Source organism: Amycolatopsis sp. NPDC026612 (assembly GCF_040638285.1).
In the GTDB taxonomy this organism is placed as follows: Bacteria; Actinomycetota; Actinomycetes; order Mycobacteriales; family Pseudonocardiaceae; genus Amycolatopsis.
On the sequence record NZ_JBEZYB010000038.1, the window covers coordinates 51,416 to 75,024 of the forward strand.

General features: G+C 70.8%; 18 protein-coding genes. 8 read left to right on the top strand and 10 right to left on the bottom strand.

Going from position 1 to position 23,609, the window contains the following annotated elements; all coding sequences use genetic code 11:
• Positions 1-69: 69 nt before the first annotated feature.
• Positions 70-273 (top strand): cold-shock protein, encoded by a 204-nt coding sequence (locus AB0F15_RS28665; RefSeq protein ID WP_072479091.1) that lies wholly within the window; start codon positions 70-72, stop codon positions 271-273.
• Positions 274-576: 303 nt separating this feature from the next.
• Positions 577-1,509 (top strand): acyl-CoA desaturase, encoded by a 933-nt coding sequence (locus AB0F15_RS28670; protein WP_360276697.1) that lies wholly within the window; start codon positions 577-579, stop codon positions 1,507-1,509.
• A 96-nt stretch (positions 1,510-1,605) separates the two neighbouring features.
• Here the strand turns inward: AB0F15_RS28670 and AB0F15_RS28675 are convergent, their stop codons facing one another.
• Positions 1,606-2,559: an endo-1,4-beta-xylanase gene (locus AB0F15_RS28675; RefSeq protein ID WP_360276699.1), complete on the bottom strand. Its 954-nt coding sequence runs from the start codon at positions 2,557-2,559 to the stop codon at positions 1,606-1,608.
• Between the two features lie 143 nt (positions 2,560-2,702).
• On the opposite strand from AB0F15_RS28675, the gene AB0F15_RS28680 reads away from it, so the two are divergent.
• The gene (locus tag AB0F15_RS28680) at positions 2,703-3,773 is read left to right on the top strand and encodes a LacI family DNA-binding transcriptional regulator (RefSeq protein WP_360276702.1); all 1,071 of its coding nucleotides are present in this window, start codon (positions 2,703-2,705) and stop codon (positions 3,771-3,773) included.
• 134 nt (positions 3,774-3,907) lie between these two features.
• Here AB0F15_RS28680 and AB0F15_RS28685 read toward each other — a convergent pair whose 3' ends face one another.
• Genes AB0F15_RS28685 through AB0F15_RS28700 form a run of 4 tightly spaced genes read right to left on the bottom strand, consistent with a single transcriptional unit; the run spans position 3,908 to position 10,076 of the window.
• Positions 3,908-6,970: a glycosyl hydrolase 115 family protein gene (locus AB0F15_RS28685; protein WP_360276705.1), complete on the bottom strand. Its 3,063-nt coding sequence runs from the start codon at positions 6,968-6,970 to the stop codon at positions 3,908-3,910.
• Positions 6,971-6,985: 15 nt separating this feature from the next.
• Complete coding sequence (locus AB0F15_RS28690; protein ID WP_360276708.1) at positions 6,986-7,810, bottom strand: carbohydrate ABC transporter permease; 825 nt, start codon at positions 7,808-7,810, stop codon at positions 6,986-6,988.
• Positions 7,810-8,781: a sugar ABC transporter permease gene (locus AB0F15_RS28695; protein ID WP_360276711.1), complete on the bottom strand. Its 972-nt coding sequence runs from the start codon at positions 8,779-8,781 to the stop codon at positions 7,810-7,812. Before AB0F15_RS28695 ends, AB0F15_RS28690 begins: the two co-directional genes overlap by 1 nt.
• The gene (locus tag AB0F15_RS28700) at positions 8,778-10,076 is read right to left on the bottom strand and encodes an extracellular solute-binding protein (RefSeq protein ID WP_360276714.1); all 1,299 of its coding nucleotides are present in this window, start codon (positions 10,074-10,076) and stop codon (positions 8,778-8,780) included. Before AB0F15_RS28700 ends, AB0F15_RS28695 begins: the two co-directional genes overlap by 4 nt.
• A 134-nt stretch (positions 10,077-10,210) precedes the next feature.
• Here AB0F15_RS28700 and AB0F15_RS28705 point away from each other — a divergent pair, with 134 nt between their 5' ends.
• The 4 genes from AB0F15_RS28705 to AB0F15_RS28720 all read left to right on the top strand — a co-directional run bounded on the left by AB0F15_RS28705 (position 10,211) and on the right by AB0F15_RS28720 (position 15,725).
• Positions 10,211-11,221, top strand: a complete 1,011-nt coding sequence (locus AB0F15_RS28705) for a LacI family DNA-binding transcriptional regulator (protein ID WP_360276717.1) — start codon at positions 10,211-10,213, stop codon at positions 11,219-11,221.
• Positions 11,222-11,264: 43 nt separating this feature from the next.
• Positions 11,265-13,562, top strand: a complete 2,298-nt coding sequence (locus AB0F15_RS28710) for a glycoside hydrolase family 3 N-terminal domain-containing protein (RefSeq protein ID WP_360276719.1) — start codon at positions 11,265-11,267, stop codon at positions 13,560-13,562.
• Positions 13,559-14,788: an SGNH/GDSL hydrolase family protein gene (locus tag AB0F15_RS28715; protein ID WP_360276722.1), complete on the top strand. Its 1,230-nt coding sequence runs from the start codon at positions 13,559-13,561 to the stop codon at positions 14,786-14,788. The genes AB0F15_RS28710 and AB0F15_RS28715 overlap by 4 nt, the downstream gene beginning before the upstream one ends.
• A 235-nt stretch (positions 14,789-15,023) precedes the next feature.
• Complete coding sequence (locus AB0F15_RS28720) at positions 15,024-15,725, top strand: Asp23/Gls24 family envelope stress response protein (protein ID WP_360276724.1); 702 nt, start codon at positions 15,024-15,026, stop codon at positions 15,723-15,725.
• Between the two features lie 66 nt (positions 15,726-15,791).
• Here the strand turns inward: AB0F15_RS28720 and AB0F15_RS28725 are convergent, their stop codons facing one another.
• From AB0F15_RS28725 to AB0F15_RS28745, 5 genes are all read right to left on the bottom strand, one after another.
• Positions 15,792-16,346 carry a dihydrofolate reductase family protein gene (locus tag AB0F15_RS28725; protein ID WP_360276726.1) on the bottom strand — a complete coding sequence of 185 codons (555 nt, stop codon included), beginning with the start codon at positions 16,344-16,346 and terminating at the stop codon, positions 15,792-15,794.
• 66 nt (positions 16,347-16,412) lie between these two features.
• Complete coding sequence (locus AB0F15_RS28730) at positions 16,413-19,517, bottom strand: DUF87 domain-containing protein (protein ID WP_360276729.1); 3,105 nt, start codon at positions 19,515-19,517, stop codon at positions 16,413-16,415.
• Positions 19,517-20,149 (bottom strand): hypothetical protein, encoded by a 633-nt coding sequence (locus AB0F15_RS28735; RefSeq protein ID WP_360276732.1) that lies wholly within the window; start codon positions 20,147-20,149, stop codon positions 19,517-19,519. Before AB0F15_RS28735 ends, AB0F15_RS28730 begins: the two co-directional genes overlap by 1 nt.
• Positions 20,146-21,777, bottom strand: coding sequence for a CATRA system-associated protein (locus AB0F15_RS28740; protein WP_360276734.1), 1,632 nt, complete (start codon positions 21,775-21,777; stop codon positions 20,146-20,148). The genes AB0F15_RS28735 and AB0F15_RS28740 overlap by 4 nt, the downstream gene beginning before the upstream one ends.
• Positions 21,778-21,780: 3 nt before the next feature.
• Positions 21,781-22,359, bottom strand: a complete 579-nt coding sequence (locus tag AB0F15_RS28745; protein WP_360276737.1) for a TIR domain-containing protein — start codon at positions 22,357-22,359, stop codon at positions 21,781-21,783.
• Between the two features lie 223 nt (positions 22,360-22,582).
• Between AB0F15_RS28745 and AB0F15_RS28750 the strand changes: the two genes are divergently transcribed.
• Positions 22,583-23,609: SEFIR domain-containing protein (locus AB0F15_RS28750; protein ID WP_360276739.1), on the top strand; the 1,027-nt coding region annotated here is incomplete at its 3' end.

Genomic DNA, 23,609 nt, shown 5'->3' on the forward strand with positions numbered 1-23,609 from the left:
GAAGGATGGTGGTGAGACCGGACGTCCGAACGGGGCGTCCAGGCTCACTAACAAAGAGTAGGTATTAGCATGGCTCAGGGCAGTGTCAAGTGGTTCAACGGTGAAAAGGGCTTCGGCTTCATTGCGCAGGACGGCGGCGGTCCCGACGTCTTCGTGCACTACTCGGAGATCCAGGGCAACGGCTTCAAGTCGCTCGACGAGGGCCAGCGCGTGGAGTTCGAAATCGGCCAGGGCCAGAAGGGCCCGCAGGCCCAGCGCGTAAGCGTCATCTGAGCCACGAGGCACACGAAGGCCCTCGCCCCGCACGGGGCGGGGGCCTTTCTCGTTCGCGTCACCGTCCGGGTCACACAGCAGGTTCACCACGATCGGGTAATCTGGGTCGAGTCGAGAGCACCTCGTACGCCGGTGTCCCGCCGGCCTCACTCTCGCCCCGTGGCCCTCGAGGCAGATCGCCGGCAGGAGCGGTGACGCGCCCCGGGCCACCCGTAGACCGCTGATCGCCGGGTGTTCCCGCTCCCCGGCCTCCCGCACGCGGCCCTCGTGCCGCCCGCGGTGCTGATTCGAATCGAGTAGTGCATGACCGCCTCTGTGAAGGCTGCCCGCCCGGCCCCGAAACCCGTGCTCTCCGGCAGGCAGACGCTCCCCGAGCTCATCACCATCCGCACCTTCCTGCTCGTCCCGTTCCTCGCGCTCGCCGCCGCCGTCCCGGTCTTCTGGGGCTGGGGCGTCAGCTGGCTCGACCTCACGATCGGTGCCGCCTTCTTCCTGGTGTCGACGCTGGGCGTGACCGTCGGCTACCACCGTTACTTCACCCACGGGGCGTTCCGCGCGAAGCGGGCCCTGCGGATCGCGCTCGCCATCGCCGGCGGCCTCGCGGCGCAGGGCCCGGTGATCGGCTGGGTCGCCGACCACCGCCGGCACCACGCGTTCTCCGACCGCGACGGCGACCCGCACTCGCCGTGGCTGTTCGGCACGTCCCCGGTGGCGCTCGCCCGCGGCTTCTGGCACGCCCACATGGGCTGGCTCTTCGGCCGCGACAAGACCAACGTCGAGCGGTTCGCCCCGGACCTGGCCGCCGACCGCGACCTGCGCGTCGTCGACCGCCTCTTCCCGCTGTGGGTGGTGGTGAGCCTGCTGCTCCCGCCGCTGCTCGGCGGGTTGATCACGATGTCCTGGTGGGGCGCGCTGACCGCGTTCCTGTGGGCCGGCCTGGCCCGGATCTCCTTCCAGCACCACGTCACGTGGTCGGTGAACTCGATCTGCCACATGATCGGCGAGCGCCCGTTCGCCAGCCGCGACCGCTCGGCGAACTTCTGGCCGCTGGCCATCCTGTCGATGGGCGAGTCCTGGCACAACACCCACCACGCGGACCCGACGTCGGCCCGCCACGGCGCGCAGCGCGGGCAGATCGACATCTCCGCCCGGGTGATCTGGGTGTTCGAGAAGCTGGGCTGGGCGTGGAACGTGCGCTGGCCGACGCCGAAGCGCTTGGCCGCGCTGGCCCGCTGAACCGGCCGGGCACCGTCGCCGCTGACGAAATCGGACTCGCGGCCGAGCCGGGCGGCCTTCGTGCCTCAGCACGGAGGCCGCCCGGCTCGGCGCCCGTCAGGGGTTGAGGCGGAAGTAGGCCGGCTTCGGGTGCAGGTTCTCGTCGAAGAGGCAGGCCGCGCCTTCGCCGGGGAAGACGTCCGGAACCCACGAATGCCGGTCCGTGAAACCCCACGTCGTGAACTCGACGCACCGCCGGACCGCGTGGCAGCCGTCCCACAGCTGACCGAAGTAGCTCGCCTGCGTGGCCAGCTTGGCCGCGTCCGGCGGGGTCGGGATCCGGACGTCGGCCTCGGTGACCGCGGTGTCCACGCCGATCCGGGCGAAGCGGGCCAGGTTTTCGCGGTACTGACCCGGGAAGCCGTACTGGATCGACAGGTGTCCCTGGATGCCGACGCCGCTGATCGGCACGCCCTGCCGCCGCAGCGTCTTCACCAGGTCGTACACCGCGTCACTCTTCGCGTTGATCCCTTCGATGTTGTAGTCGTTGATGTACAGCTTCGCCGCCGGGTCGGCCGCGTGCGCCCAGCGGAAGACGTCGGCGACGAAGCCGTCACCGAGCTTCTGCCGGAAGACCGTGTCGCGCCGGGTGCCGTCCTCGTTGAAGATCTCGTTGACGACGTCCCAGGCCCGGATCTTCCCCCGGTACCGCTTGACTTCCGTCGTGATGTGGTCGTGCAGGACCCGCCGGAGCTCGTCGGCGGGCAGCGCCGCGACCCAGTCCGGGAGCTGGGAGTGCCAGACCAGGGTGTGGCCGCGGACGGTCTTGTGGTGCGTTTGGGCGTACCGGACGATCGCGTCGGCGCCCGACCAGTCGTACTGGCCCCGCACCGCTTCGACCGTGCCCCACTTCATCTCGTTCTCGGGCGTCACGTTGTCGAATTCCCGGGTGAGCACCGCCCGGTAATCGGTTTCCGAAGCCAGGTACGTCGCAGCGACCGCGCTGCCGACGTAACGGTTCGTGGTGTATTGCAGCGGCACCGCCGCCGAAGCCGCAGGCGCCTGCCACACGGCAATACCGAGAGTGGCCGCAACCGCCATCAGGACGCGTTTCCTGGGAAGTCTTCCCGACATCTTCATCCTCCGCGAGACAATGGAGCTCCGAAAGTTTCCAACCGTTTCAAATCGGGTTTCGATGACCTAGAATCTCCTTCATGACAACGAAGTCTGACGAGCTCGAGCCGACCGCGACCCGGGTGACCATCGCCCGGATCGCCGCCGAGACCGGTGTTTCCGTGCCGACAGTTTCGAAAGTCCTGAACGGCCGCCCCGACGTCGCCGAATCCACTCGCGCCCGCGTGGAAGCGGTCATCGGAAAATACGGGTACCGACGCCGGGCCGACGAACGGTCCCGCCGTTCCCGGCTGTTGGAATTGATGTTCCACGAACTCGAAAGCACGTGGGCGCTCGAAATCATCCGCGGGGTCGAGTACGTTGCCCGCGAAAACGGAATGGCGGTCGTGCTGGCGGAATCGTCCGGACGGCACACGCCCGGCCAGAGCTGGCTGGAGAGCGTGCTCGCCCGGCGGCCGGTCGGCATCGTTTCGGTGTGCTCGGACTTCACCGGCGGGCAGCTGGCGAAGCTCCGGGCCCGGGACATCCCGCTGGTCGTGGTCGACCCGGCCGGCGCGCCCGGCCCGGAGACGCCCTCGATCGGGGCCACGAACTGGCAGGGCGGGCTGACCGCCACCCGGCACCTCGTGGAGCTGGGCCACCGCCGGATCGCGGTGATCGGCGGGCCGGAGGGGGTGCTGTGCAGCCGGGCGCGGATCGACGGGTACCGCACGGCGCTGGAGACGGCCGGGCTGGCGTTCGACCCGGCACTGGTGCGCCGCGGCGACTTCCACGTCCGGGCCGGCTACCGCGAACTCGCATCACTGCTCACCCTCCCCGACCGGCCGACGGCGGTGTTCGCCGGCAGCGACCTGCAAGCGCTCGGCGTGTACGAGGCAGCGCGCGATGCGGGGCTGCGCATCCCGGACGACCTGAGCGTGGTGGGCTTCGACGACCTGCCGATCGCCCGCTGGCTGACCCCGGAGCTGACGACGATCCGCCAGCCCCTCCAGGAAATGGCGGCGGCCGGCGCGCGGCTGGCGATCTCCCTGGCCCGCGGGGTCGACCCGGAGAGCCACCGGGTGGAGCTGGCGACGAGCCTGGTGGTCCGCCACAGCACGGCGGCCCCGGCCCACCACGGCTACCGGGTCCTGACCGGCGGAGCGAGGTAGCCGGGCGGCCGACGGGAGCGAACCAGCGGCCGGCGGGCGCGGCGCCGGCCCGCGGGCTCGCCCTGCCGACCACCCAGGGCCGGATCCGCCCGTCGCCGCGTGCAGGCGCCGGGCCGGGAGACCCCGGCTCTCCCTCACCACGGCCATCGCGTGCTCTCCGGCGGCCCCAGGTAACTCGCGCGCAGTCCCCCCGTGTCCACCACGAGCTTCTGCACGATCACCGCCGGGTCGACCATCCAGAACTTCAGCACGTGCGGGCCCGCCGCGCCGATCACGTGGCGGGTCGACGTCAGGTTCACGTTGTCCGAGGTGGTCCGCTCCCACTGGCGGTTCATGGACGTGTCGTCCGCGCCCGTGGCCGTCGTGATGTTCACGACCTGCGGGTCCGCGTCGTCGAACGAGACCGCGTAGCGCAGGCCGTCGCCCGCCAGCACGTTGTTGCGCGGGGACAAGTATGCCCACACCGTCACCGGGCCGGTCGTGAACAGCGTCATCCGGTACTCCAGCCGCGGTCCCGCGCCCGGCGGCCGGCTCGCCGCCGTCACCGGGAACGGCGTCATCCCCGCCCCTGTGCGGCCGATGTCCGGGATCCGCCGCCACGCCACGTCCGCCGCGCCGACGTCGGCGGTGCAGTGCTCGGCCTCCATCGACACGTACCCGCCGGCTTCGATGAACCCGCGCCGCCACGACGAGGGCAGTTCCGGGTTGCGGACGACGGCGTCCACCACCACCGAAGTGTCCGCGCCCGACACCGTGATCGGCACCGTCGTGGTGCCCTTCGGGGCGCGGGCCCAGTCGATCCGCACGGTCATCCGCAGCTCCTCGGTGACCCGGCCGCCGCGTGGCTCGACCTGCACCCACGGCGCACCCGCGACGGAGACGTGGCAGCGGAACGGCGTCCGGCCGCGGTTGAAGACGTCGACGTACTGCGGTGGCGCGCTTTGGTAGGGACTGAACTCCGGCAGCACCGGACGCCCCGGCGCACCGGGCCACGCCTGCTCGGAGCCGTCGACCGCCACCCCCAGCGAAGCCGCGGCGGGCAGCTCGAGGCGTTTCACCGCGGGGAAGATGACGTCCGGCAGCGCGACGTTGTCCTTCTCCGGCTGCTGCCAGGGCGCGTTGGGGCCGTACCGGGCGATGTCGCCGTAGTCGATGTGCGGCTGGGTCTGGAAACCCTGCCACTTCCCGCCCGCGATGCCGGTGTTGTACTTCTCCGCCAGCGCCAGGTCGTCGGCGAAGCGGGCCTCGGTGACGGCGGCGAGCGCGTTGGCCGAAGCCCGGCCCTGAGTCACGTAGAGCAGGTTGGTGAACTCGGCGCGCCGCAGCGCGTACAGGTTCGCCGACGCCTGGACCTCGTACAGCACGAGTTCGTAGAAGGCGTCCCGGTACGCGGCCGGGATCCGCGCCGCGATCTTCGCGGCCCGCGCCGCCAGGTCCTGCCACTCCTGGGTGACCGTGTCCAGCTCGCGGTGGTTGACCAGGCTGAACGGCGTCATCTGGTCGTCGTAGGAGATGGCCGCGGCCGTGGCCGGGTCCTTCGCCGGGTCGACGGTGATGCGCCGGTTGAGCAGCTCCGGCTTGCGGCGGGACTGCAGGCGTCCGTAGTCGTGCAGGACACCCGCGATCGCCGCGGCCGTGCTCGCGCCGAAGTTCGTCTCGGCGAACTGGCGCTCCCAGGTGGACAGCTGCTCGACCGGCAGGGCCGCGGGATCCCAGGCGTAGTCGAGGAAGAACTGCAGCGGCAGCTCGTTGCCCTTCATGTCGCCGACGTTGGCCACCCACAGGCGGTCGTTGCCGTAGGCGGTGGCCTGGTGCAGCTGCTCCCACGTGTTCGCGAGCAGCGTGGTGTCGACCCACTTGTAGTTGCGGCCGCCGCCGACGTAGTCGAAGTGGTAGTAGAGCCCGTACCCGCCGGGGTGCGGCGGCAGGGACCGGTCGGGCATCTTGCGGATGTTGCCCCAGTTGTCGTCGGTGAACACCACGATGACGTCGTCCGGCGGCCGCAGGCCCTTCGCCCAGTACCGCTGGACTTCCTTGTACAGCGTCCAGACCTGCGGCACCGTGGTGAGGTCCCGGCCGGTTTCGCGGGCGAGGATGTCCCGTTCGGTGGCGATGATCTCGCGCATCAGCTCGATGCCGTCGCCGTCGGGCAGGCCGACGTCGCCGTTTCCGCGCATGCCGAGCGTGACGACGCCCTCGAAGTCCTCGCGGACCATCCGGCGGATCCCGTCGGCCCAGTAGGCCTTGATCGCCTCGCCGTTGCGGCGGAAACTCCACTCCCCCGTGCCGCCGTACGGGTCGTGCCCCGGCGTCGTGATGTTCCCGGCCGCGTCGCGGACCGCGGGCACCGCGTGCCGGTTCCACTCCTCGATCCCGCGCATCATCGGCGCCTCGTGCGAGGTGCCCATCACGATGCCGTATTCCTTGGCCGTGGCGTGGTTGAGCGGGTCGTCCTCGGCGAACGCGCGCCCCCACACCGCCGGCCACAGGTAGTTGGCCCGCAGTCGCAGCATGGTCTCGAAGACCTTGGCGAAGAACAGGTGGTTGAAGCCGTTGGGAAACCCCGGGGCCTTCCCCGGCCCGAAGTAGGCCGGGGCCCAGGTGCCCAGCGCCGGGTTCTCGTCGTTGATGAAGAACCCGCGGTACTTCACGTGCGGGGTGCCCAGGCTGAACCGCTCGCCCGGCAGGTGCAGCTCGGCGCTGCGCCGCGGGGGCACGTCCGCCCACCAGTACCAGGGCGAGACGCCGATGCGCCGGGAGACCTCGTAGACGCCGTAGATCACGCCGCGCTGGTCACTGCCGGTGAGGACGAGCCGGCCGTCGACGACCTGGCTCAGCGACGTCTCCCACTGGCCCTCGATACCCTTGACGTCCAGCCGACCGGCCCGGACCAGGTCGTCGACCAGGGGGCTGTGCCCCAGGGTGCCGACCACGACGACCGGGCCGTGTTCGGGCACGACGTCGAACGACACGGCGGGCCGCACGCCCGTGACGCGTTCGACGTCGGCGGCCAGGTCGCCCACGACCCGGCGCACGCCGGGCAGGTCGCCGGAGCCGACCACGATCGTCGCGGCCGTTCCCCGCGACACCAACGGAAATCCGGTCCCGGCTTCGGCCAGGCCCGGCAGGGCCATGGACCCCGCCCCGGCCAGGGCGAGCAACTGCAGGAAGGTACGACGGTGGACCTCGGACGGCACGGCAGACCTCCTGAGTCAGCCCTTCACGGATCCGGTCAGCCCGCCGACGATGCGCCGTTCGGCGAGCACGAAGAACGCGAGCGCGGGGATCGCCGACAACGCGGTGAACGCCAGCACCCGGGCGGTGTCCTGGGAGAACGCGGACTGGAACATCGCGACGCCGAGCGGGAGCGTGAAGTGCCCGGAGTCGTTGAACACCAGCAGGGGCAGCAGGTAGGTGTTCCAGCTGGTGACGAAGGCGAGTACGGCGACCGTGGTGAGCGCCGGCGTCGAGAGCGGCAGCAGGATGCGCCAGAAGAACCCGAGCCGGGTGGCGCCGTCGAGCACGGCCGCGTCCTCGATTTCGCCGGGGATCGCGTGCATGAACGGGCGCAGGATCACGATCGTCACCGGCAGCGAGAACGCCGCCTCCGGGATCGCCACGCCCCAGAAGCTCTCGAGCAGGCCCAGCTGCCGCAGCCACAGGTACAGCGGCAGCGTCGCGACGCCGATCGGGAACAGCAGGCCGAGCGTGAACAGCGTGTAGAAGGCCTCGCGGCCCTTGAACTGGTAGCGCGAAAGCGCGTACCCGGCCATCGAGCCGAGCCCGACGGCGAGCACGGTGGCGATCACCGCGATCAGCGCGCTGTTGCCGAGGAACGTCCAGAACGCACTCGAACCGAGCACCGCGGCGTAGTTGTCGAACACCCACGGCCCCGGCATCCCGGCCGGGTCGGTGTTGATCTGCGCGTTGGTGCGGAACCCGCCCAGCGCCACGAACAGCAGCGGCACGACGGTCACGCCGACCACCACGATCGCCGCGAGGTAGCCCATCGACAGGCCGAACTTGCCGGAGCGCATCAGCCCACCATCCTGGTCAGGGCCCCCTGGGTGTCGCGGCGGAGTGCGAACCGCTGGTACAGCAGGGCGAACACGAAGCAGATGACGAACAGGATCACCGCCACCGCGGAGCCGAACCCGAATTCGTAGCGCTTGAAGCCGTGGTCGATCAGGTAGGTCGCCATCGTCGTCGACGCGTTCGCCGGGCCGCCCTGCGTCATGATCCAGACGACGTCGAACAGCTGGAGCGAGCCGATCACCGACAGGAAGATCCAGATCCGGATGGTCGGCCCGAGCAGCGGCAGCACCACGTGCCGGGTGGTCTGCCAGGCCGAGGCACCGTCGAGCGCCGCGGCTTCGCGCAGTTCGGCGGGCACCCCCTGGAGCCCGGCGAGCAGCAGGATGATGCCGAAGCCGACGTACTTCCAGGTGATCACCGCGAACATCGTGTACAGCACGATGCCCGGGTCGGCCAGCCAGTTGTGGACCAGCCCGCCGAGCCCGGCCCCCCGGAGCGTCTGGTCGGCGAACCCGTTCGGCTGCAGCATGAGCGCCCAGATCACCGCGGTGATCGCTTCGGAGAGCACGTACGGCGCGAACACCAGGGCGCGCAGCACCGCGCGGCCACGCAGCTTCCGGTTGAGCAGCAGCGCCAGCCCGATCGACAGCGGCAGCTGCACCACGATCGACAACCCGGCGATGATCAGGTTGTGGACGATGGCGCTCTGGAACACCTTGCCGCCGAAGGCATCGGCGTAGTTCTTGAACCCGACGAAGTCGTCGAGCGGGCCGAATCCCTTCCAGTTGAAGACGCTGTAGTACGCCGCGATCCCGATCGGCACCAGGACGAACCCGGTGAACAGCAGCAGGGCGGGCCCGAGCAGCAGCGCCAGCTCGAGCCGCTTGCGCCGGCCGGGCCGGTGCTTACGGGCGGAGACCGCCGGTGCGGACGGCTTCGCGGCCGTCCGCACCGGGGTCGTCGCCGTGGTCACTTGTTGCCCGCCGCGGCCTGGTTGACGGCGGCCACGATGCCTTCGGGGGTGCCCTGGCCGGCGAACATGTTGGCCACCGCGTCGTTCAGCGCCGCGCCGACCGCCGTCGGGAACGCCCGGTCGAAGTACATCTGCAGGTACGGCGCCTTCGTGCCGTAGTCGTAGACGGCCTTCAGCGTGTCGGTCTTCAGCGACTTCGCGGCGACGGTGTTCACGGGCAGGCCGGCGCCCTGCGCGGCCAGCTGCGTCTGCACCGGCTCGCTGCCGAGGTACTGCAGGAAGTCCGCGCACGCCTTCGACGCGCGGGTGGTGCAGGCGAAGCCGTCACCGCCGCCGAGCACGGCCGCCGGGTCGCCCTGGCCCCCCGCGACGGACGGGAAGGGGAACCAGCCGACATTGGAGTCCAGCTGCTTGTCCTCGGTGAGCGACGACATCGTGCCGGGCTCCCAGTCGCCCTGCAGTTCCATCGCGGCCTTGCCGTTGGCCACCAGGCCGGCGGAGCTGCCCGCGCCCTGCTGGGCCGGCGTGCCGGCGAACCCGGTCTGGAACGGCTGCGTGGCCAGGAAGTTCTTGAGGTCCTGCCCGGCCTTCGTCCAGCACGGGTCTTCGAGCTTGACCGCCTTCACTGACTGCTTGAGCACGTCGATGGAGCATTCACGGACGGCGAAGTAGTTGTAGTAGAAGGCATCCGGCCAGCGGTCCTTGCCGCCGACGGAGACCGGCGCGATGCCCTTGGCCTTCAGCTGCGTGACGGCGGCGTTGAGCTCGTCCATGGTCTTCGGCGGGGTGGTGATCCCCGCCTGCTGGAACAGGTCCTTGCGGTACCAGAAGCCGACGAAGTGCTGCTCGAACGGCACCCCGTACTGCTTGCCGTCGACCTGCCAGTTCTCGCCGAACTTGCCGGTGGTCTGGGTGATCCACGACTTCGTGAAGTCGGTGATGTCGGCGACCTTGCCCGATGTCAGCTGCGAGGCCAGGTCACCGGCGCCCCAGGACTGGTAGATGTCCGGCGGCTCGGCCGACTGCAGGGCGAGGGGCACCTTGGTGCTGAAGTCCTCGTTCTGCAGCGGCTGGGCCTTGATCGTGACGTCGCCGTGCGCCTGGTGGTAGTCGGCGACGACCTTCTCCCAGATCGACTTGATCGGATCGGTGGTGCCGTTGTGCCACCAGGTCAGGGTGACCGGGCCGCTCGGCTGCTGCGCGGGGGTGTCGTTCCCCCCGCTGCACGCGGCCAGCGCGAGCGGGACAACGGCCGCAAGGGCGGCGAGAACGGTGATCCGGCGTTTCACAAACATCGTGGGTCCACTCCTGACGACTTCGGCCGAGTAGGACGGGGCGGCTCGGCGCCCGGGTTGGCGAAGAGTCTGCTCCCGGGACAAATGCCGTGTCAATCGTTGTCGATAACGTTTTCTATGGTTAGTCTGAGCCGATGCAGCCCAGTTCCAGGGTGACCATCCGTGACGTCGCCGCCCGGGCCGGCGTCTCGGTGGCCACGGTTTCGAAGGTGATCAACGAGCGCTACGGCGTCTCCGCCACGACACTCGCGCGGGTCCGCGCCGTGATCGAAGAACTCGGTTACGAGGCGAGCCTGGTGGCGCAGAGCCTGAGAAACCACCGGACGAACGTCATCGGCATCCTGGTCGCCGACCTCGAACCGTTCTCGACCGAGCTGCTCAAGGGAGCCGCGGACGCCATCCGCGGCAGCGGGTTCGAACTCGTCGTCTACTCCGCGGGCGGGCGCACCGGAGATCCGGTGGGCTGGGAAAAGCGTTACCTGTCCCGGTTGAGCGGCACCCTCGTCGACGGCGCCGTGCTGGTCACGCCGGCCGTCTCCCTGGAAGCCGTGCCCGGCACGCCGGTCGTCGCGGTCGACCCGCACACCGGGCCGTCCCACCTGCCGACGATCGACTCCGACAACCTGCGCGGCGCGCAGCTGGCCACCGAGCACCTGCTGGAGCTGGGCCACCGGCGGATCGCGTTCCTCTCCGGGCGGCCCGACCTGCAGTCGGCCGAGCTGCGCAAAACCGGGTACCTGCGGGCGTTGACGGCCGCGGGCATCGCCCCGGACGACGCCCTGATCCGCGACGGCGCCTACGACCCGGAGATCTCCGCGGCCTCGGCCCACGACCTGCTGACCGGTCCGGACCGGCCGACCGCGGTGTTCGCGGCGAACGACATCTCGGCCATCGCGACCGTCGGCGCGGCCCGGGCGTTCGGGCTCTCCGTGCCCGACGACCTTTCGGTGGTGGGCTTCGACAACGTGCCCGAGTCCGCGCTCTGCAGCCCGCCACTGACCACAGTGGACCAGCCGATCCGCGAGATGGGCCACCGGGCGATCCGCATGCTCATCGCGCTCATCAACGGCGACGAGGTCGGGCAGACCCACGTCACCCTCGACACCGGCCTGGTGGTGCGGCATTCGGCCCGCGCCATCCCCTGAGCCGTCCACTCGGAACTCCTTCCCAGACGAAGGGCGGAAAGCCTTGACCACGCAGCCCACCACGGCCGGAGAGCCGTGGCGCGACCCCGCTGCCGACCCGGGCGAACGCGTCCGGGCCCTGATGGCCCGGATGACCCTGCGCGAGAAGCTCGCCCAGCTCTACGGGGTCTGGGTCGGCATCGACTCCGGCGGCGAGATGGCGCCGCACCAGCACGAATTCGTCGACGCGGCGGTCGACTTCGACGAGCTGGTCCGCCACGGCATCGGGCAGCTGACCCGCGCCTTCGGCACCCGGCCGGTCGACCCGGTGATCGGGGCGCACAGCCTCGCGCGCACCCAGCGGCAGATCGTCGCCAGCAGCCGGTTCGGGATCCCCGCGGTGGTGCACGAGGAGTGCCTGACCGGGCTGGCCGCGTGGCAGGCGACGATCTACCCGGCGCCGCTGTCGTGGGGCGCGACCTTCGACCCGGAGCTGGTGCGCCGGATGGGTGAGCGGATCGGGCGGACCATGCGCGGCCTCGGCGTGCACCAGGGGCTCGCGCCGGTCCTCGACGTGGCCCGCGACCTGCGCTGGGGGCGGATCGAGGAGACCATCGGCGAGGACCCCTACCTGGTCGGGACGATCGGCAGCGCCTACGTCGCCGGGCTCGAGTCGGCCGGGGTGATCGCCACGCTCAAGCACTTCGTCGGGTACTCCGCCTCGCGCGCCGGGCGCAACCTGGCGCCGGTTTCGGCGGGACCGCGCGAAATCGCCGACGTCCTGCTGCCGCCGTTCGAACACGCGCTGCGCGCCGGCGCCCGGTCGGTGATGAACACCTACACCGACATCGACGGCGTTCCGGGCGCCGCCGACCCGGCCCTGCTGACGGATCTGCTGCGGGACACCTACGGCTTCGACGGCACGGTGGTCTCCGACTACTTCTCGGTGGCGTTCCTGCACCGCCTGCACGGCGTCGCGGCCGACCGCGCCGACGCCGCCCGGCAGGCGCTCGTCGCGGGCATCGACGTGGAACTGCCGACCATGGACTGCTACGGCGAGCCGCTGCTCGCCGCGGTGGAAGAGGGCGCGGTCGACGCCGCCGCCGTCGATCGCGCCCTCGAGCGGGTGCTGCGGCAGAAGTGCGAACTGGGCCTGCTCGACGCCGATTGGGCTCCGGAGGTACCCGAGGAGATCGACCTCGACGACGCGGAATCGCGGGCGCTGGCCCGTGAAGTCGCGGAACGCTCGATCGTGCTGCTGCACAACGACGGCACCCTGCCGCTCTCCCCCGGCATCCGCGTCGCCGTGGCCGGGCCGCGCGCGGACACGCCCGGCGCGATGCTCGGCTGCTACTCCTTCCCGCTGCACGTCGGCGTCCACCACCCCGACGTTCCGTTCGGCGTCTCGGTGCCGACCCTGCTGGAGGCGCTGCGGTCCTCCTACGACGTCGCGTACGCCCTGGGCTGCCCGGTCACGGGCGGCGACGACGACGGGATCGCGCAGGCCGTGGCGGCGTGCGCGGACGCCTCGGTGTGTGTCGCCGTGCTGGGCGACCGGGCCGGGCTGTTCGGAGGCGGGACGTCCGGCGAAGGCTGCGACGCGCCCGATCTCCGGCTGCCGGGCCGCCAGGAGGAGCTGCTCGACGCCCTGCTGGACACGGGCAAGCCGGTGGTGCTCGTCCTGCTCTCGGGACGGCCGTACGAGCTGTCCCGGCAGCTGCCCCGGCTGGCCGCGGTGGTGTGCGGGTTCTACCCCGGCGAGGAAGGCGCGGCGGCGCTGGCGGACGTCCTCGGCGGGCGGATCAACCCGGACGGCAGGCTGCCGGTGAGCTTCCCGGCGGCCGGCGCGAGCCAGCCGTCGACGTACCTGGCCGCACCGCTCGGCCGGCGCAGTGAAGTGTCCACTGTGGATCCTTCGCCGCTGTTCCCGTTCGGGCACGGGCTGTCCTACGCGCCGGCGACCTGGCTGGACGTCAGCGCGACGGGGTCGCTCTGGCCGACCGACGGCGTGTGCCGGGTCCGCGTGACGCTGCGCAACGACCACCAGCGCGAGACGTCCGAAGTCGTCCAGGTCTACCTGCACGACCCGGTGGCCGAGGTGGCCCGGCCGGAGCGCCAGCTCATCGCGGCCCGCCGCGTCCGGCTGGCTCCCGGCGAAACCGTGGTACTGGAGATCGGCCTGCACGCGGACCTGACGTCGTACACCGGCCGCGCGGCGCGCCGCCAGGTCGACCCCGGCGACGTCGAGCTGCGAGTGGGCACCTCGAGCGAGCAGATCGTCACGACCCTGCACTGCACCCTGACCGGGCCGCGCCGTCTCGTGGGCTTCGACCGGGTCCTGACCCCGGAGTTCTCGTTGTGAAGCGTCCTCTGGTGATCTTCTTCCTGGCCGTGCTGACCGCGCTGTTCGTGGGCGCTTCCGGCCGCCCCGCACCTTCGCACTGGGTGGCGACGTGGACGTCGATGCCCCAGCTGACCGAGCCGGGCAACCTGCCGCCCGCCCCCTTCACGGGGACCGACCGGGTGCTCGACAACGCGTCCGTGCGCGAGACGGCGCAGGTGACCGTCGGCGGCCCGCGGATCCGGCTGCGGTTCTCCAACGCCTTCGGCGGGGCACCGCTGCCGCTGACCGCGGTGTCGGTGGGGCGTCCGGTTTCCGGAGCGGCCGGCGTCTCGGCCATCGTCCCGGGCAGCGTGCTCCCGGTGACGTTCCACGGCAAGCCGTCGACGACGGTCCCGCAGGGCGCACAGGTCGTGTCCGACCCGCTGCCCTTCCCGGTGCGCTCCCTGGAGAACATCGCGGTGACGGCGTACCTGGCGCACGGCCAGGCCTCGACGTCGATCACCTCGCACCCGGGCTCGCGCACGACGTCGTACCTGCTGTCCGGCAACCACGTCTCCGACCTCGAACTGCCGGGCGCGACCCCGGTCGACCACTGGTACTTCCTCAGCGGCATCGAGGTGCTGTCCCCGGCGTCCGCGGTGGCGGTGATCGGCGACTCCATCTCCGACGGCCGCGGCTCGACGACGAACGGGAACGACCGCTGGCCGAACGTGCTGGCTTCGCGCCTGCACGGCGTGGCGGTGGTGAACGAGGCGGCGGGCGGCAACCGCGTCCTGCAGGACGGCCTCGGCCCGAACGTGCTGGCCCGCCTGGACCGCGACCTGCTGTCCACGAGCGGGGTTTCGTGGGCGATCGTGTTCGAGGGCGTCAACGACATCGGCACGGCCACCCCGGCGGCCGCGCCGGACGTGGCGGCGCAGCTGATCGACGCGTACGACCAGATCCTGACCCGCGCCCACGCCCAGGACATCCGCGTGTACGGCGCGACGATCACCCCGTTCGGCGGCAACACCGCCTACGACGACCCGGCCCGGGAAGAAGCCCGGCAGCAGGTGAACGCGTGGATCCGCCAGCCGGGCCACTTCGACGCGCTGCTGGACTTCGACAAGGTGGCCCGCGACCCGGCGGCCCCGGCGCGGCTGCTGCCCGCCTACGACGTCGGCGATCACCTGCACCTGAACCCGGCGGGGTACCAGGCGCTCGGCTCGAGCGTTCCGGTCAGCCTGTTCCGGAACGATTGGTAGGAATGGGCGGGCGCCGAAAAGAAGACAATTCCGGGACACCATTTCGACCCGGTGATCACTGATCGCCGAACCCGGCCTGACGGACGGTGATCACCCCGGCGAGCGCCGGATACCTGTTGGGACACAAGCGAGTCTCGAAGCTCGGGGCAGTGTGCCGTTGATCACGGCCATGCCCCTATCATGTCGCCGTTCGCTCGTCCCCACAGGTAGTCGTCGCTCCCCGGAAAGGGCACCCATGTCCGACGTCATGAACGGCATCTTCGGCCGACCCAAGAATGAAGACCCCGTCGGCGAGTACGCCTACGGCACCGCCTCGCCCGAACCGGCGGTCACCGAGGAGGTCGCGCCCGAGGCCACAGCCGAGACCGCTTCCGAGGCCAATGTCGTCGCCGAGGAGCCGGATTCCGTGCTCGAGGCCGGGATCACCGCGGAAACCGCCGTCGATTCCGCCGACTCCGCCGCCGACGACACGGTCGAAGATGACGCGGCCGAAGCCGCCGAGACGAGCGACGAGGACGTCACCGGCACCGACGAGGAGGCGGTCGCCGTGGACTCCGAAGAGGACGCTCCGGAGCCGGTCGCCGAAGCCGTGTCGGTGGAGCCGGTCGCGGAAAGCGAGCCGGTCGCGGCCCGGCCGGCGGCGGGCACCCGCGGCAGCACCACGATCGCCGACGGCGTGGTCACCAAGATCGTCGTGCGGATCGCCGGCCAGGCCGACGGCGTGTACAGCCTCGACGAGAGCGGCGTCAAGGTCGAGCTCGCCGACGAGGTCGCCTGGATCACCATTCCCGTGGTGCTCGAGTTCGGCCACGCGGTCAAGGCACTGGGCGAGCAGCTCCGCGTCGCGGTGATCGAAGCCGTCGAGCAGTACCTGGGCCTCGACGTGGAGGTCGTGGACGTCCACGTCACCGACATCCACTTCCCCGAAGAGGACTGACCCGCGCGATGCCCGGCCCGCGGGCCGGGCATCGGCCGTTCGCCGCGAACGTCCGGTCAGGACGGGTCAGCGGCGCACGGCGTACCGCAGGTGGAGCACACCCCGGTCCGGTAGCTGCCGGACCAGGTCCAGCTCGGCCGGCTCCCCTTCGGCGAACAGCCGGCGTCCCGCGCCGAGGAGCACCGGGACCAGGTGGATCTCCAGTTCGTCCAGCAGACCCGCTTCGAGCAACGCTTGTGCCGCGCCCGCGCCGTGCACCATGACCCCGCGGTCGCCCGCCGCCGCGCAAGCTTCCTCCGCGCAGGCCACCACGTCCGTGAAGTACCGCGCGTGGCCCGGCGGCGGATCGGCCGGATCGACGTGGTGGGTCAGCACGTGGATCGGTACCCCGTCGTGGTGGTCGCCGCCCCAGCGACCCGCCAGCTCGAAGGTCCGCCGGCCCGAGATCAGCGCACCCGTGGCCGTCGCCTCGCGGACCACCTGCGCACTGGGACCGTCACCGTGGCGATCGTCCAGCCAGTCGAACAGCCGCCCGCCGCCGCGGCCGAGCTCCTGACCGGGACGGTCGTCGGGACCGGCCACGAAGCCGTCGAGGGACATGGTCATGTACAGGCGGATCACGGGTGCTCCTCGGGTCGGGGTCGCTTCACCGACGCGTCGAACGAACCCCGCCCGGATCGACCGCCCTCACTCCGGCGTTTTCCGCGCCCGGGCGATCACCTCTTCCAGCCGCAGCGGGCTCGCCGGGTGGTGGGTCAGGCACAGCGGCGTCGCCACCTGGCGGAAGCCGAACGCTTCGCCCGCCACGTAGAACTGCGCGCGCTCCAGGCGTGAGATGTCCGCGACCGGGCTTCCCTTGGCGCGCGCCAGTTCGTTGGCCGCCGCGATCTGGGCCGGGCTGTTGAGCCTGCCGAAGAACTGCGTCATCGCGTTGCCGACGACCTGGTTGTGCAGGCCCTTGGGCGCCTGCGTGGCGAACAGCAGGCCCAGACCGTACTTGCGGGCCTGCGATGCGAGCACGATCGTGCTGCGGGTGCTCGCCGTCAGCGAACCCGAGGCCGCCAATGTCTGAGCTTCGTCCATCACGAACAAGGCACCCAGCGGCCGGTCGCCCGCCGGGTGGCGTTTGACCCAGGCGAACAGCTCCATCTGCAGCTGGTTGACGAAGTTCTGCCGCTGTTCGTCCGCCGGCAGCCCGACGAAGCTGATCACGGAGACGCGGGCCCGCTTGCCCGGCGCCGGCGTGAGCAGGGTGCCCGGGTCGACCGGTTCGCCGCCGCCCGCGAAGAGCGGATCGTTGACCATGGCGGCCTTCAGCACCTCGGCCAGGTCGGCCGCGATGCGCTTGGCGTCGTTGAGGTTGCTGACCTCCTCGGGCAGGTCCGACATCAGCTCGACGAGGTCCGGCAGGCTGCGGGACCCGGTCCGCGCGTGGTGGACGACCGCCTGCCGGAGCACAGCGAGCCCAATGTTGGCCTTCGCCGTGGTGCCGGTGAGCCGGGCCTGCGGCGCGAGCGTCGCCACGGCCACCTCGACGGCCGCGGTGAACTCGTCGGTGTCGTCGAGCACGCCGGCGAAGTCCGGCAGGGGCCGGAACGCCAGCGGCCGCCCGGTCGCCCGCCCCGGCGTCCAGACGACGACGTCCGTCTCGGCCAGGTACCGCTCGGCCAGCTCGGCATCGCCGGGTCCCCAGGCCTCCGGCGGCTCGGGCCAGGCGTCCCCGAGCCGGGCGAGGTCGTTGTTCGGATCCAGGACGATCGCCGGGACGCCGAGCAGCGCGCACTCCTCGACGACCCGCCTGAGCAGCACGGTCTTCCCCGAACCGGAACCGGCGAAGACGGCGGCGTGCTTGCGCAGCGCGGAAAGGGCGAGCCGCACGGGCTCCCCCGAGCCCACGACGGCGCCGAGCGTGATCTCCCCCTCCCCCGGCGGCGGGTGCGTCCCTTCGGCGGCGGCCTGCCCCGACGGCTGCTCCGGCGCCACGTCCGGCTGCCCGGACGGCTTCTCCGGCAGGACACTCGACAACAGCTCCGAGCGGCTCGCGGGCCGCCGGTCGATCAGCCACTCGTGCAGCTCCCGGCCGCCGTTGCCGAGCATCTTCTGCAACGCCCAGAAGGTCTTCACGTCGGCCGGGCTCGGCGGGACGGTCTTTCCACCGGCGGTCGTGAACTTCTCGACTTCTTCGCGGGTCTTGGCCCCGCGCCCCCAGGCGTCCCGGAGGATGACGAGGTGGCGGTTTTCCGCCCCGTGCAACTGGCCCGCCGCGGAGCGGGCCTTGCGGAACCGGCTCAACGCGGCACGCGGGTCACGGGCCGCGATCGCCCGGAACGCCCAGTGCTCCTGCAGGTCCGCGGCTTCGTCGAGGGTCCGCGACAGCCAGGCGTGCACCTCGCTGCGCCCGTTCTGCCGTTCGCACGACCATTCCAGCTCGTCGTCGCCGACTTCGGTGACCCAGCAGCGCAGAGCCGCGGAGAGGAGGTCGGGCATGACCTTGTCGACGGTCTTCTCGGCGAGCAGCGTGCCGGGATCCGCTTCGGCCTGCAGTTTCTCGAACTCGGCGTCGAGTTCGGCGAACCGGTCGTGCTCGACCACGGTCCGGACCGGGGCGACCGGCATCTCGAGCTTTTCGTCGAAGGAGACGAGTTCCTTCACCTGGCCGGCGCGCAGGCACAGTTCGATGTGCGCGCCGATCCGCTTCAGCAGCTGCCGTGGCGTCCACTGCTCCCAGGGTTCCGCGAACGCCACGGGCGCGATGGGCCAGGTGGGGTGCGGCGGCGCGAACTCCATGGCCTGGTAGGCGACTCCGAGCCGCTTCGCCACCAATGCTCGGCCCAGCTCGGCATCGATGATCCGGCCCAGCATCACCGTTTCCCGGAATCGATCGGGGACGGTGCCCGCCGCCTGCGTCTTGATCTGCTCCCACGTGGACGGCAGGCAAGCCACCACGGTGAGGGTCTTGGAGGTGACTTCCCGCAATCCCATGAGCCCGTCGGCGATCTGCGCGACGAGCAGGTCATCGCCGACTCCCTCACGCAGCATGCCCTTTTTCGATCGGGCGACCAGCGTGTCGAGCTGGTCCACAGCGACCACGACCGGGCCGGTGAGGGCGAGCAACCTCGTGATCTCCTGCACGAGGGCCCGGGACGGCTTCGGCCGCGAGTAGATGTTCCACTGGCGGGCTTCGGACGTCAGCTCGGCATCGCCGTCGAGGTAGTCCTCGCCGATGTACTTGGCGCCGCGGTCACGGCTCGCGATCAGCACGAGGGCGCGAGCGGTGTCCCCGCATTCTTCGGCGACCACCTCATCGAGCGAAGCCACTCCGTCGACGAAAGCCTCGACATCGGCGGCGGTCAATCCGCGGCCCCGCCGGATCCTCGCCTCGACGTCGGCGTCGACGTGGGCACGCAAGCACACGCGGAGCAGGAATCTCCTCAGTTGTGACTCGCCCGAGTCATCCGGACGGGCCAGCCCGCGGCGCAGCGCCTCCGCCGTGTTTTCCCAGAACGCCTCGGCCGCGGTGACGTCGTCGAGGAAGAAGTACCCCCGCGCGCGGTGGACCTGGCGCCGGACCAGGCCGAGCAGATGCGTCTTGCCCACCCCCTTGAGCCCTCGCATGACGAGCCCGATCGGGCTGGGCCCGTCGCTGGCCACGGCATCGCGGATGCCGGTGTCCAGCGCGGCGAGCGCGTCGGCGTGCAGACCGTCCACGTGGTAGGGCGAGTCACGCCAGACGTGATCGGGAGTGTCCGCCCAGTCGAAGCTCAGCGTCGCCAGCGCCTTGAGCTCGTCCATCATGACCCCTCGAAAGCGACGAAATGGTTGTCCTCGCCGCCGATGCGGATGGCCGCCTCGTGGTCGGCCGCCGTGAGGGCCTTCCGGTTGTCCTCGGGGACCAGGTGGATCTGGCCGGCGCGGCTCAGTTCCTTGAGCACCGCGTCGACCTCCGCGGCCGGCGCACCGAGCTTCGGCCGCAGGTCCACCAGGCCGACCCAGCCGCGCGGTTCCTTGACGAGCTCCCGGTAGGCGACGCGGATGCGGGTTTCGAGATCTTCCGTCGGCGCCGGAGGAACCGGGGTACCGAAAACGTCGGCGAGGTGCAGCTTCCGGCCGCGGAGAAACCCGTCGAACCCGCCGAGGACGAGGTACAACACCGAGCACAGCGTGCTCTGCGGCCGGGGTGGCGGCGGGGTCTTCGCCCCGAGTTCCTTCTCGCACCAGGCCCATCCGCGGTCGGTCAGCTGGTGGACGAACGGGCGGCCGACCTGCTCGCTGGTGATGTACCCGGCGTCCTTCAGCTGCGTGCGTTCCTTGCCGGTGAGCGTGAAGCCCACCAGCTCCTTCAGCTCCGGGTTGGGCACCTCGCGGCCCAGCACCATCAGTGCGAACATCGCCGCGGTCTGCTTGTGTCCCAAGCGGTCGGTCATCCGAGATCCTTCCGGTGGTTCGGTTGCGTCGTGGTCTGTGCGCGGGCGTCGAGCGTCCGCAGGAGCCAGTCGATCGACCGGCGGGTGTGCGGGGGTGCGGGGTGGTGGCCGCCGCCGTTCGGGGACCGCGGCCGGATCGCCACCGCGAGATCCGCCGCGGACTCCCTCGTCCGCGCGCCGTCGCCGGCGCCGACGGCCGTCTGCAGGGTCGTGATCACCTCGTCCACCAGGTCCCACCGCGAAGTGACCAGCAGGGCGCCGCGGGCCTGGCCGAGCAGGCCCGCGAGGTCGAGGTCGTCGTCCGCGTCAAGCAGCGGGGTGAAGCCCTTCAGCTGACCGACCAGGTCGCGGGCCACGCCGGCCGCGCCGCGGGCACCCAGGCGCAGGTAACGGAGATTGCCGACGTACCCGGGCAACCCGGCCGCCTCCGTGCCGGGGGTGAGGACGGGGATCACCCGGCGGTCCTGACCGAGCGTCCGGTGCAGGAACAGCTCGACCTCCGCCGACTGCCAGCGGCTCACCTTGCCGTCGACGACCAGGCACAGGTGCCGCGCGTCCTCGTCCGGCCTGGCCAGCAGGGACCGGTCGCCCGAAAGGGACTTCACCACCCGGACGTCCAGCTTCTCCAGCTCCGCCACCAGTTCACCGCCCACGCCGACGGCCGCCCGCGGGATGCTGACCCGCAGCTCGTGCGTGAACTCCCGGCGGCTCGCGCGGACCGCCGCCACGTAGGCGTCGCGGTTCTCGGCCAGCAGGTCCGTGCGGTCGAGGCGGCACGCGATCACCGCCGCGACGGTCTCGAGGGCGAACCCGATCTGATCCACGCTCGGTGCCTTCTCCGACAGCACCGGGAGCTGCTCACCGAAACTCCAATAGGAGACGTACGGCAGCGTGAGGTGCCGCGACATCGTCTCCGGCTCGACCGAGTGGTCGAGCCAGGTGCGGTACAGCTCGGCCGTCTCGTCGACGACGATGCGGCGCCAGGTCTCCGAGCGGTCGTACTCCTCCCGGTTGTCGAACCGCGACAACACGGGCAGGACGGTCAGCCGTGCGCGGTCGAACGGCAGGAGGTTGCGGGCCGCGTCGGCGCGCCGGGCGAGCTCCATGGCACCGCGGATGCTCTGCCGGTTCGCCGTGAACAGGACGACGAGGTGGTCCGGCAGGTGCGCCGTGCAGATCCCGCCGATGTCCGAAATCCCGGTGCGGCTGTCGATGAGCACGAAGTCGTAGTTCGCGGCCCAGTGCTCGCGGCACCGGTCGAGGTACTCGCCGAACCCGAGGTCGTACAGGCCTTCCCAGTCGATCTCCTGCACCTGCCCGACATAGCCGGCGTCTTCGGTGCCCGCCGCGATGAAGTCGAGGGCACCGAAGTCCTTCAGCCGCATGGCGTGCGCCTCGGGCGCGAACCGGCCGTTCTTGAAGTCGTCGACGAGGTCGACGACGCCGCCTCGGGGCTTCGCCGGCAGCAGCGGCCGGAAGTAGTCGCTGAGACCAGGCGCCTCCAGGTCCCAGTCCAGGCAGAGGACGCGGTGGCCCCAGCGGGCCAGCAGCACGGCGACGTTGGCCAGCGTGAAGCTCCGGCCGACCCCGCCCTTGTAGGAGTAGAAGGTGAAGACCGCTCCCGCCATCCGTCAGAACCTCGGCATCCGCGCCCGCTTCGGCGGTTCCGGGACCGGTGTGGACACCGGCCAGTCGTCGCGCCAGTCCGGCGCCCGGTCGATGAGCTCCTCCAGTTCTTCGGCGATCCCCTTGATCTCCTGGTTGAAGTCCAGGTAGGCCGGTGCGGTCTGGAAGTGTTCGAAGGGGTGGTTCCACTGCCGCAGGTCGCGCATGCGCCGCTCGACGGCCCAGCCGGGGAAGCTCTGGGAGTCGCAGAAGATCACCGGGTAGATCAACGGCCGGGTGCGGTCCTGGCGCGTGGCCAGCTCCTCCCGCTGAGCCATGGAATGCCATTCCGCCAGGCACCATTCGTCCCGGAAGTACTTCGGCGAACACACCGGCACGAGCACCCGCGTCCGCAGCAGCGCGGTGCGCACCTCCCCCGCCCAGCTCGCACCGGTGCGCACCTGGTCGTCGCAGAAAATCCGGACGTCCCGGTAGAAGTTGTTGTCCAGCACCTCGGCCAACCGCGGGTGGAAATGGTTTTTCACCCACTCCGAAATATCCCGGCCGGAGCGTTGGTAGCTGATGAACACGTCGTACTCGTACACGCGTGCCTTCGCTCCTTCGCCGCTCCCCACCAGGCAACGGCCCATCCTAGGCCGGTCGCGCACCGCGGGAAAAGGCGGGAAACTGGACAGAAGGATGCCAATACCTGGCCACCTCCGACCAATTTCTCCGCAGCACCGGAAAAGCTTGACAAATAAGAAGCGCACCGATAAATGACAGGTCAGCGCGACTGGTGCGCGCATTCATCGACTGGGAGGGGCACCGATGCCCGACCGTGCCGCGCCCCGGGTGTTCGTGACCTACTCGCACGACACCCCGGAACACAAGGAACTCGTGCACAGCTTCGCGGCGTTCCTGCGCACGCAGATCGGCTTGGACGTGCACCTCGACGCGTGGTACGACAACGTGCGCCGGGACTGGTCGTCGTGGGCCACCGAACAGCTCGCCGAGGCGGACTTCGTCCTCGTCATCGCCTCCCCTCACTACAAGCGCCGCGCCGACGGCACCGCCCTGCCCCACGAGGGGCGGGGCGCCCAGTTCGAGGCGGCGATCATCCGGAACAACCTGACCCGGGACCTGCGCCGCGAGACCGAGCGGGTGCTGCCGGTCGTGCTGCCCGGCCGCTCGATCGACGAGATCCCGTCCTTCCTCAACGCCCATTCGACGACCCGGTACCACGTCCCCGCCTTCACCGAAGCGGGCGTGGCCGATCTCCTCGCCGCGATCACCGGGCAGGGCCAGTACCCGATGCCCCGGCGCGGGACCTGGCGCGGCGGAGCCGTCGAAGACCAGCGGGTGCCGGCGAGCGAACTGCCGTGGCTGTGCGCCAGCAAGGGCGTGAAACGCGGCGCGGCATCGATCGACGGCCGGAGCTACGAGCAGAGCATCGTCCTGCGGCCGGCTTCGCCGTCGGTCACCGGACCGGGGGTGGTCGAACTGGAACTGGGCGGCAACTACCGGCGGTTCACCACCGTCGCCGGGGTGCTCGACGACGCCGCGGACGCGTTCCAGGTCGGCCGGGTCCGCGTGGTGCTCGACGGGACCCCGCGCTCCGAACACGACGTCTCCGCCGGGAAATCGGCCGTCATCGACCTGGACGTGACCGGCGCCCGCCTGCTGCGGCTGGAGATGTCCCGGCCGGGCGCACCGGCGTCACCACTGCGTTCCGCAGCGGTCGTCGTCACCCCGCGGAACGCCCGCGGGCCGGCGCGGATCGGGTTCGACCCGAAGATCCCGGAGTTCCTCCCGCTGTGGGCGAAGGCCAACGGAGTGCAGATGCTCAGCGACGACG

Excerpts from the sequence above, each read along its gene's own strand:
- AB0F15_RS28665 (WP_072479091.1), top strand. The coding sequence starts at position 70 with ATGGCTCAGGGCAGTGTCAAGTGGTTCAACGGTGAAAAGGGCTTCGGC.
- AB0F15_RS28670 (WP_360276697.1), top strand. The coding sequence starts at position 577 with ATGACCGCCTCTGTGAAGGCTGCCCGCCCGGCCCCGAAACCCGTGCTC.
- AB0F15_RS28680 (WP_360276702.1), top strand. The coding sequence starts at position 2,703 with ATGACAACGAAGTCTGACGAGCTCGAGCCGACCGCGACCCGGGTGACC.
- AB0F15_RS28690 (WP_360276708.1), bottom strand. The coding sequence starts at position 7,810 with ATGCGCTCCGGCAAGTTCGGCCTGTCGATGGGCTACCTCGCGGCGATC.
- AB0F15_RS28700 (WP_360276714.1), bottom strand. The coding sequence starts at position 10,076 with ATGTTTGTGAAACGCCGGATCACCGTTCTCGCCGCCCTTGCGGCCGTT.
- AB0F15_RS28705 (WP_360276717.1), top strand. The coding sequence starts at position 10,211 with ATGCAGCCCAGTTCCAGGGTGACCATCCGTGACGTCGCCGCCCGGGCC.
- AB0F15_RS28720 (WP_360276724.1), top strand. The coding sequence starts at position 15,024 with ATGTCCGACGTCATGAACGGCATCTTCGGCCGACCCAAGAATGAAGAC.
- AB0F15_RS28730 (WP_360276729.1), bottom strand. The coding sequence starts at position 19,517 with ATGGACGAGCTCAAGGCGCTGGCGACGCTGAGCTTCGACTGGGCGGAC.
- AB0F15_RS28735 (WP_360276732.1), bottom strand. The coding sequence starts at position 20,149 with ATGACCGACCGCTTGGGACACAAGCAGACCGCGGCGATGTTCGCACTG.
- AB0F15_RS28740 (WP_360276734.1), bottom strand. The coding sequence starts at position 21,777 with ATGGCGGGAGCGGTCTTCACCTTCTACTCCTACAAGGGCGGGGTCGGC.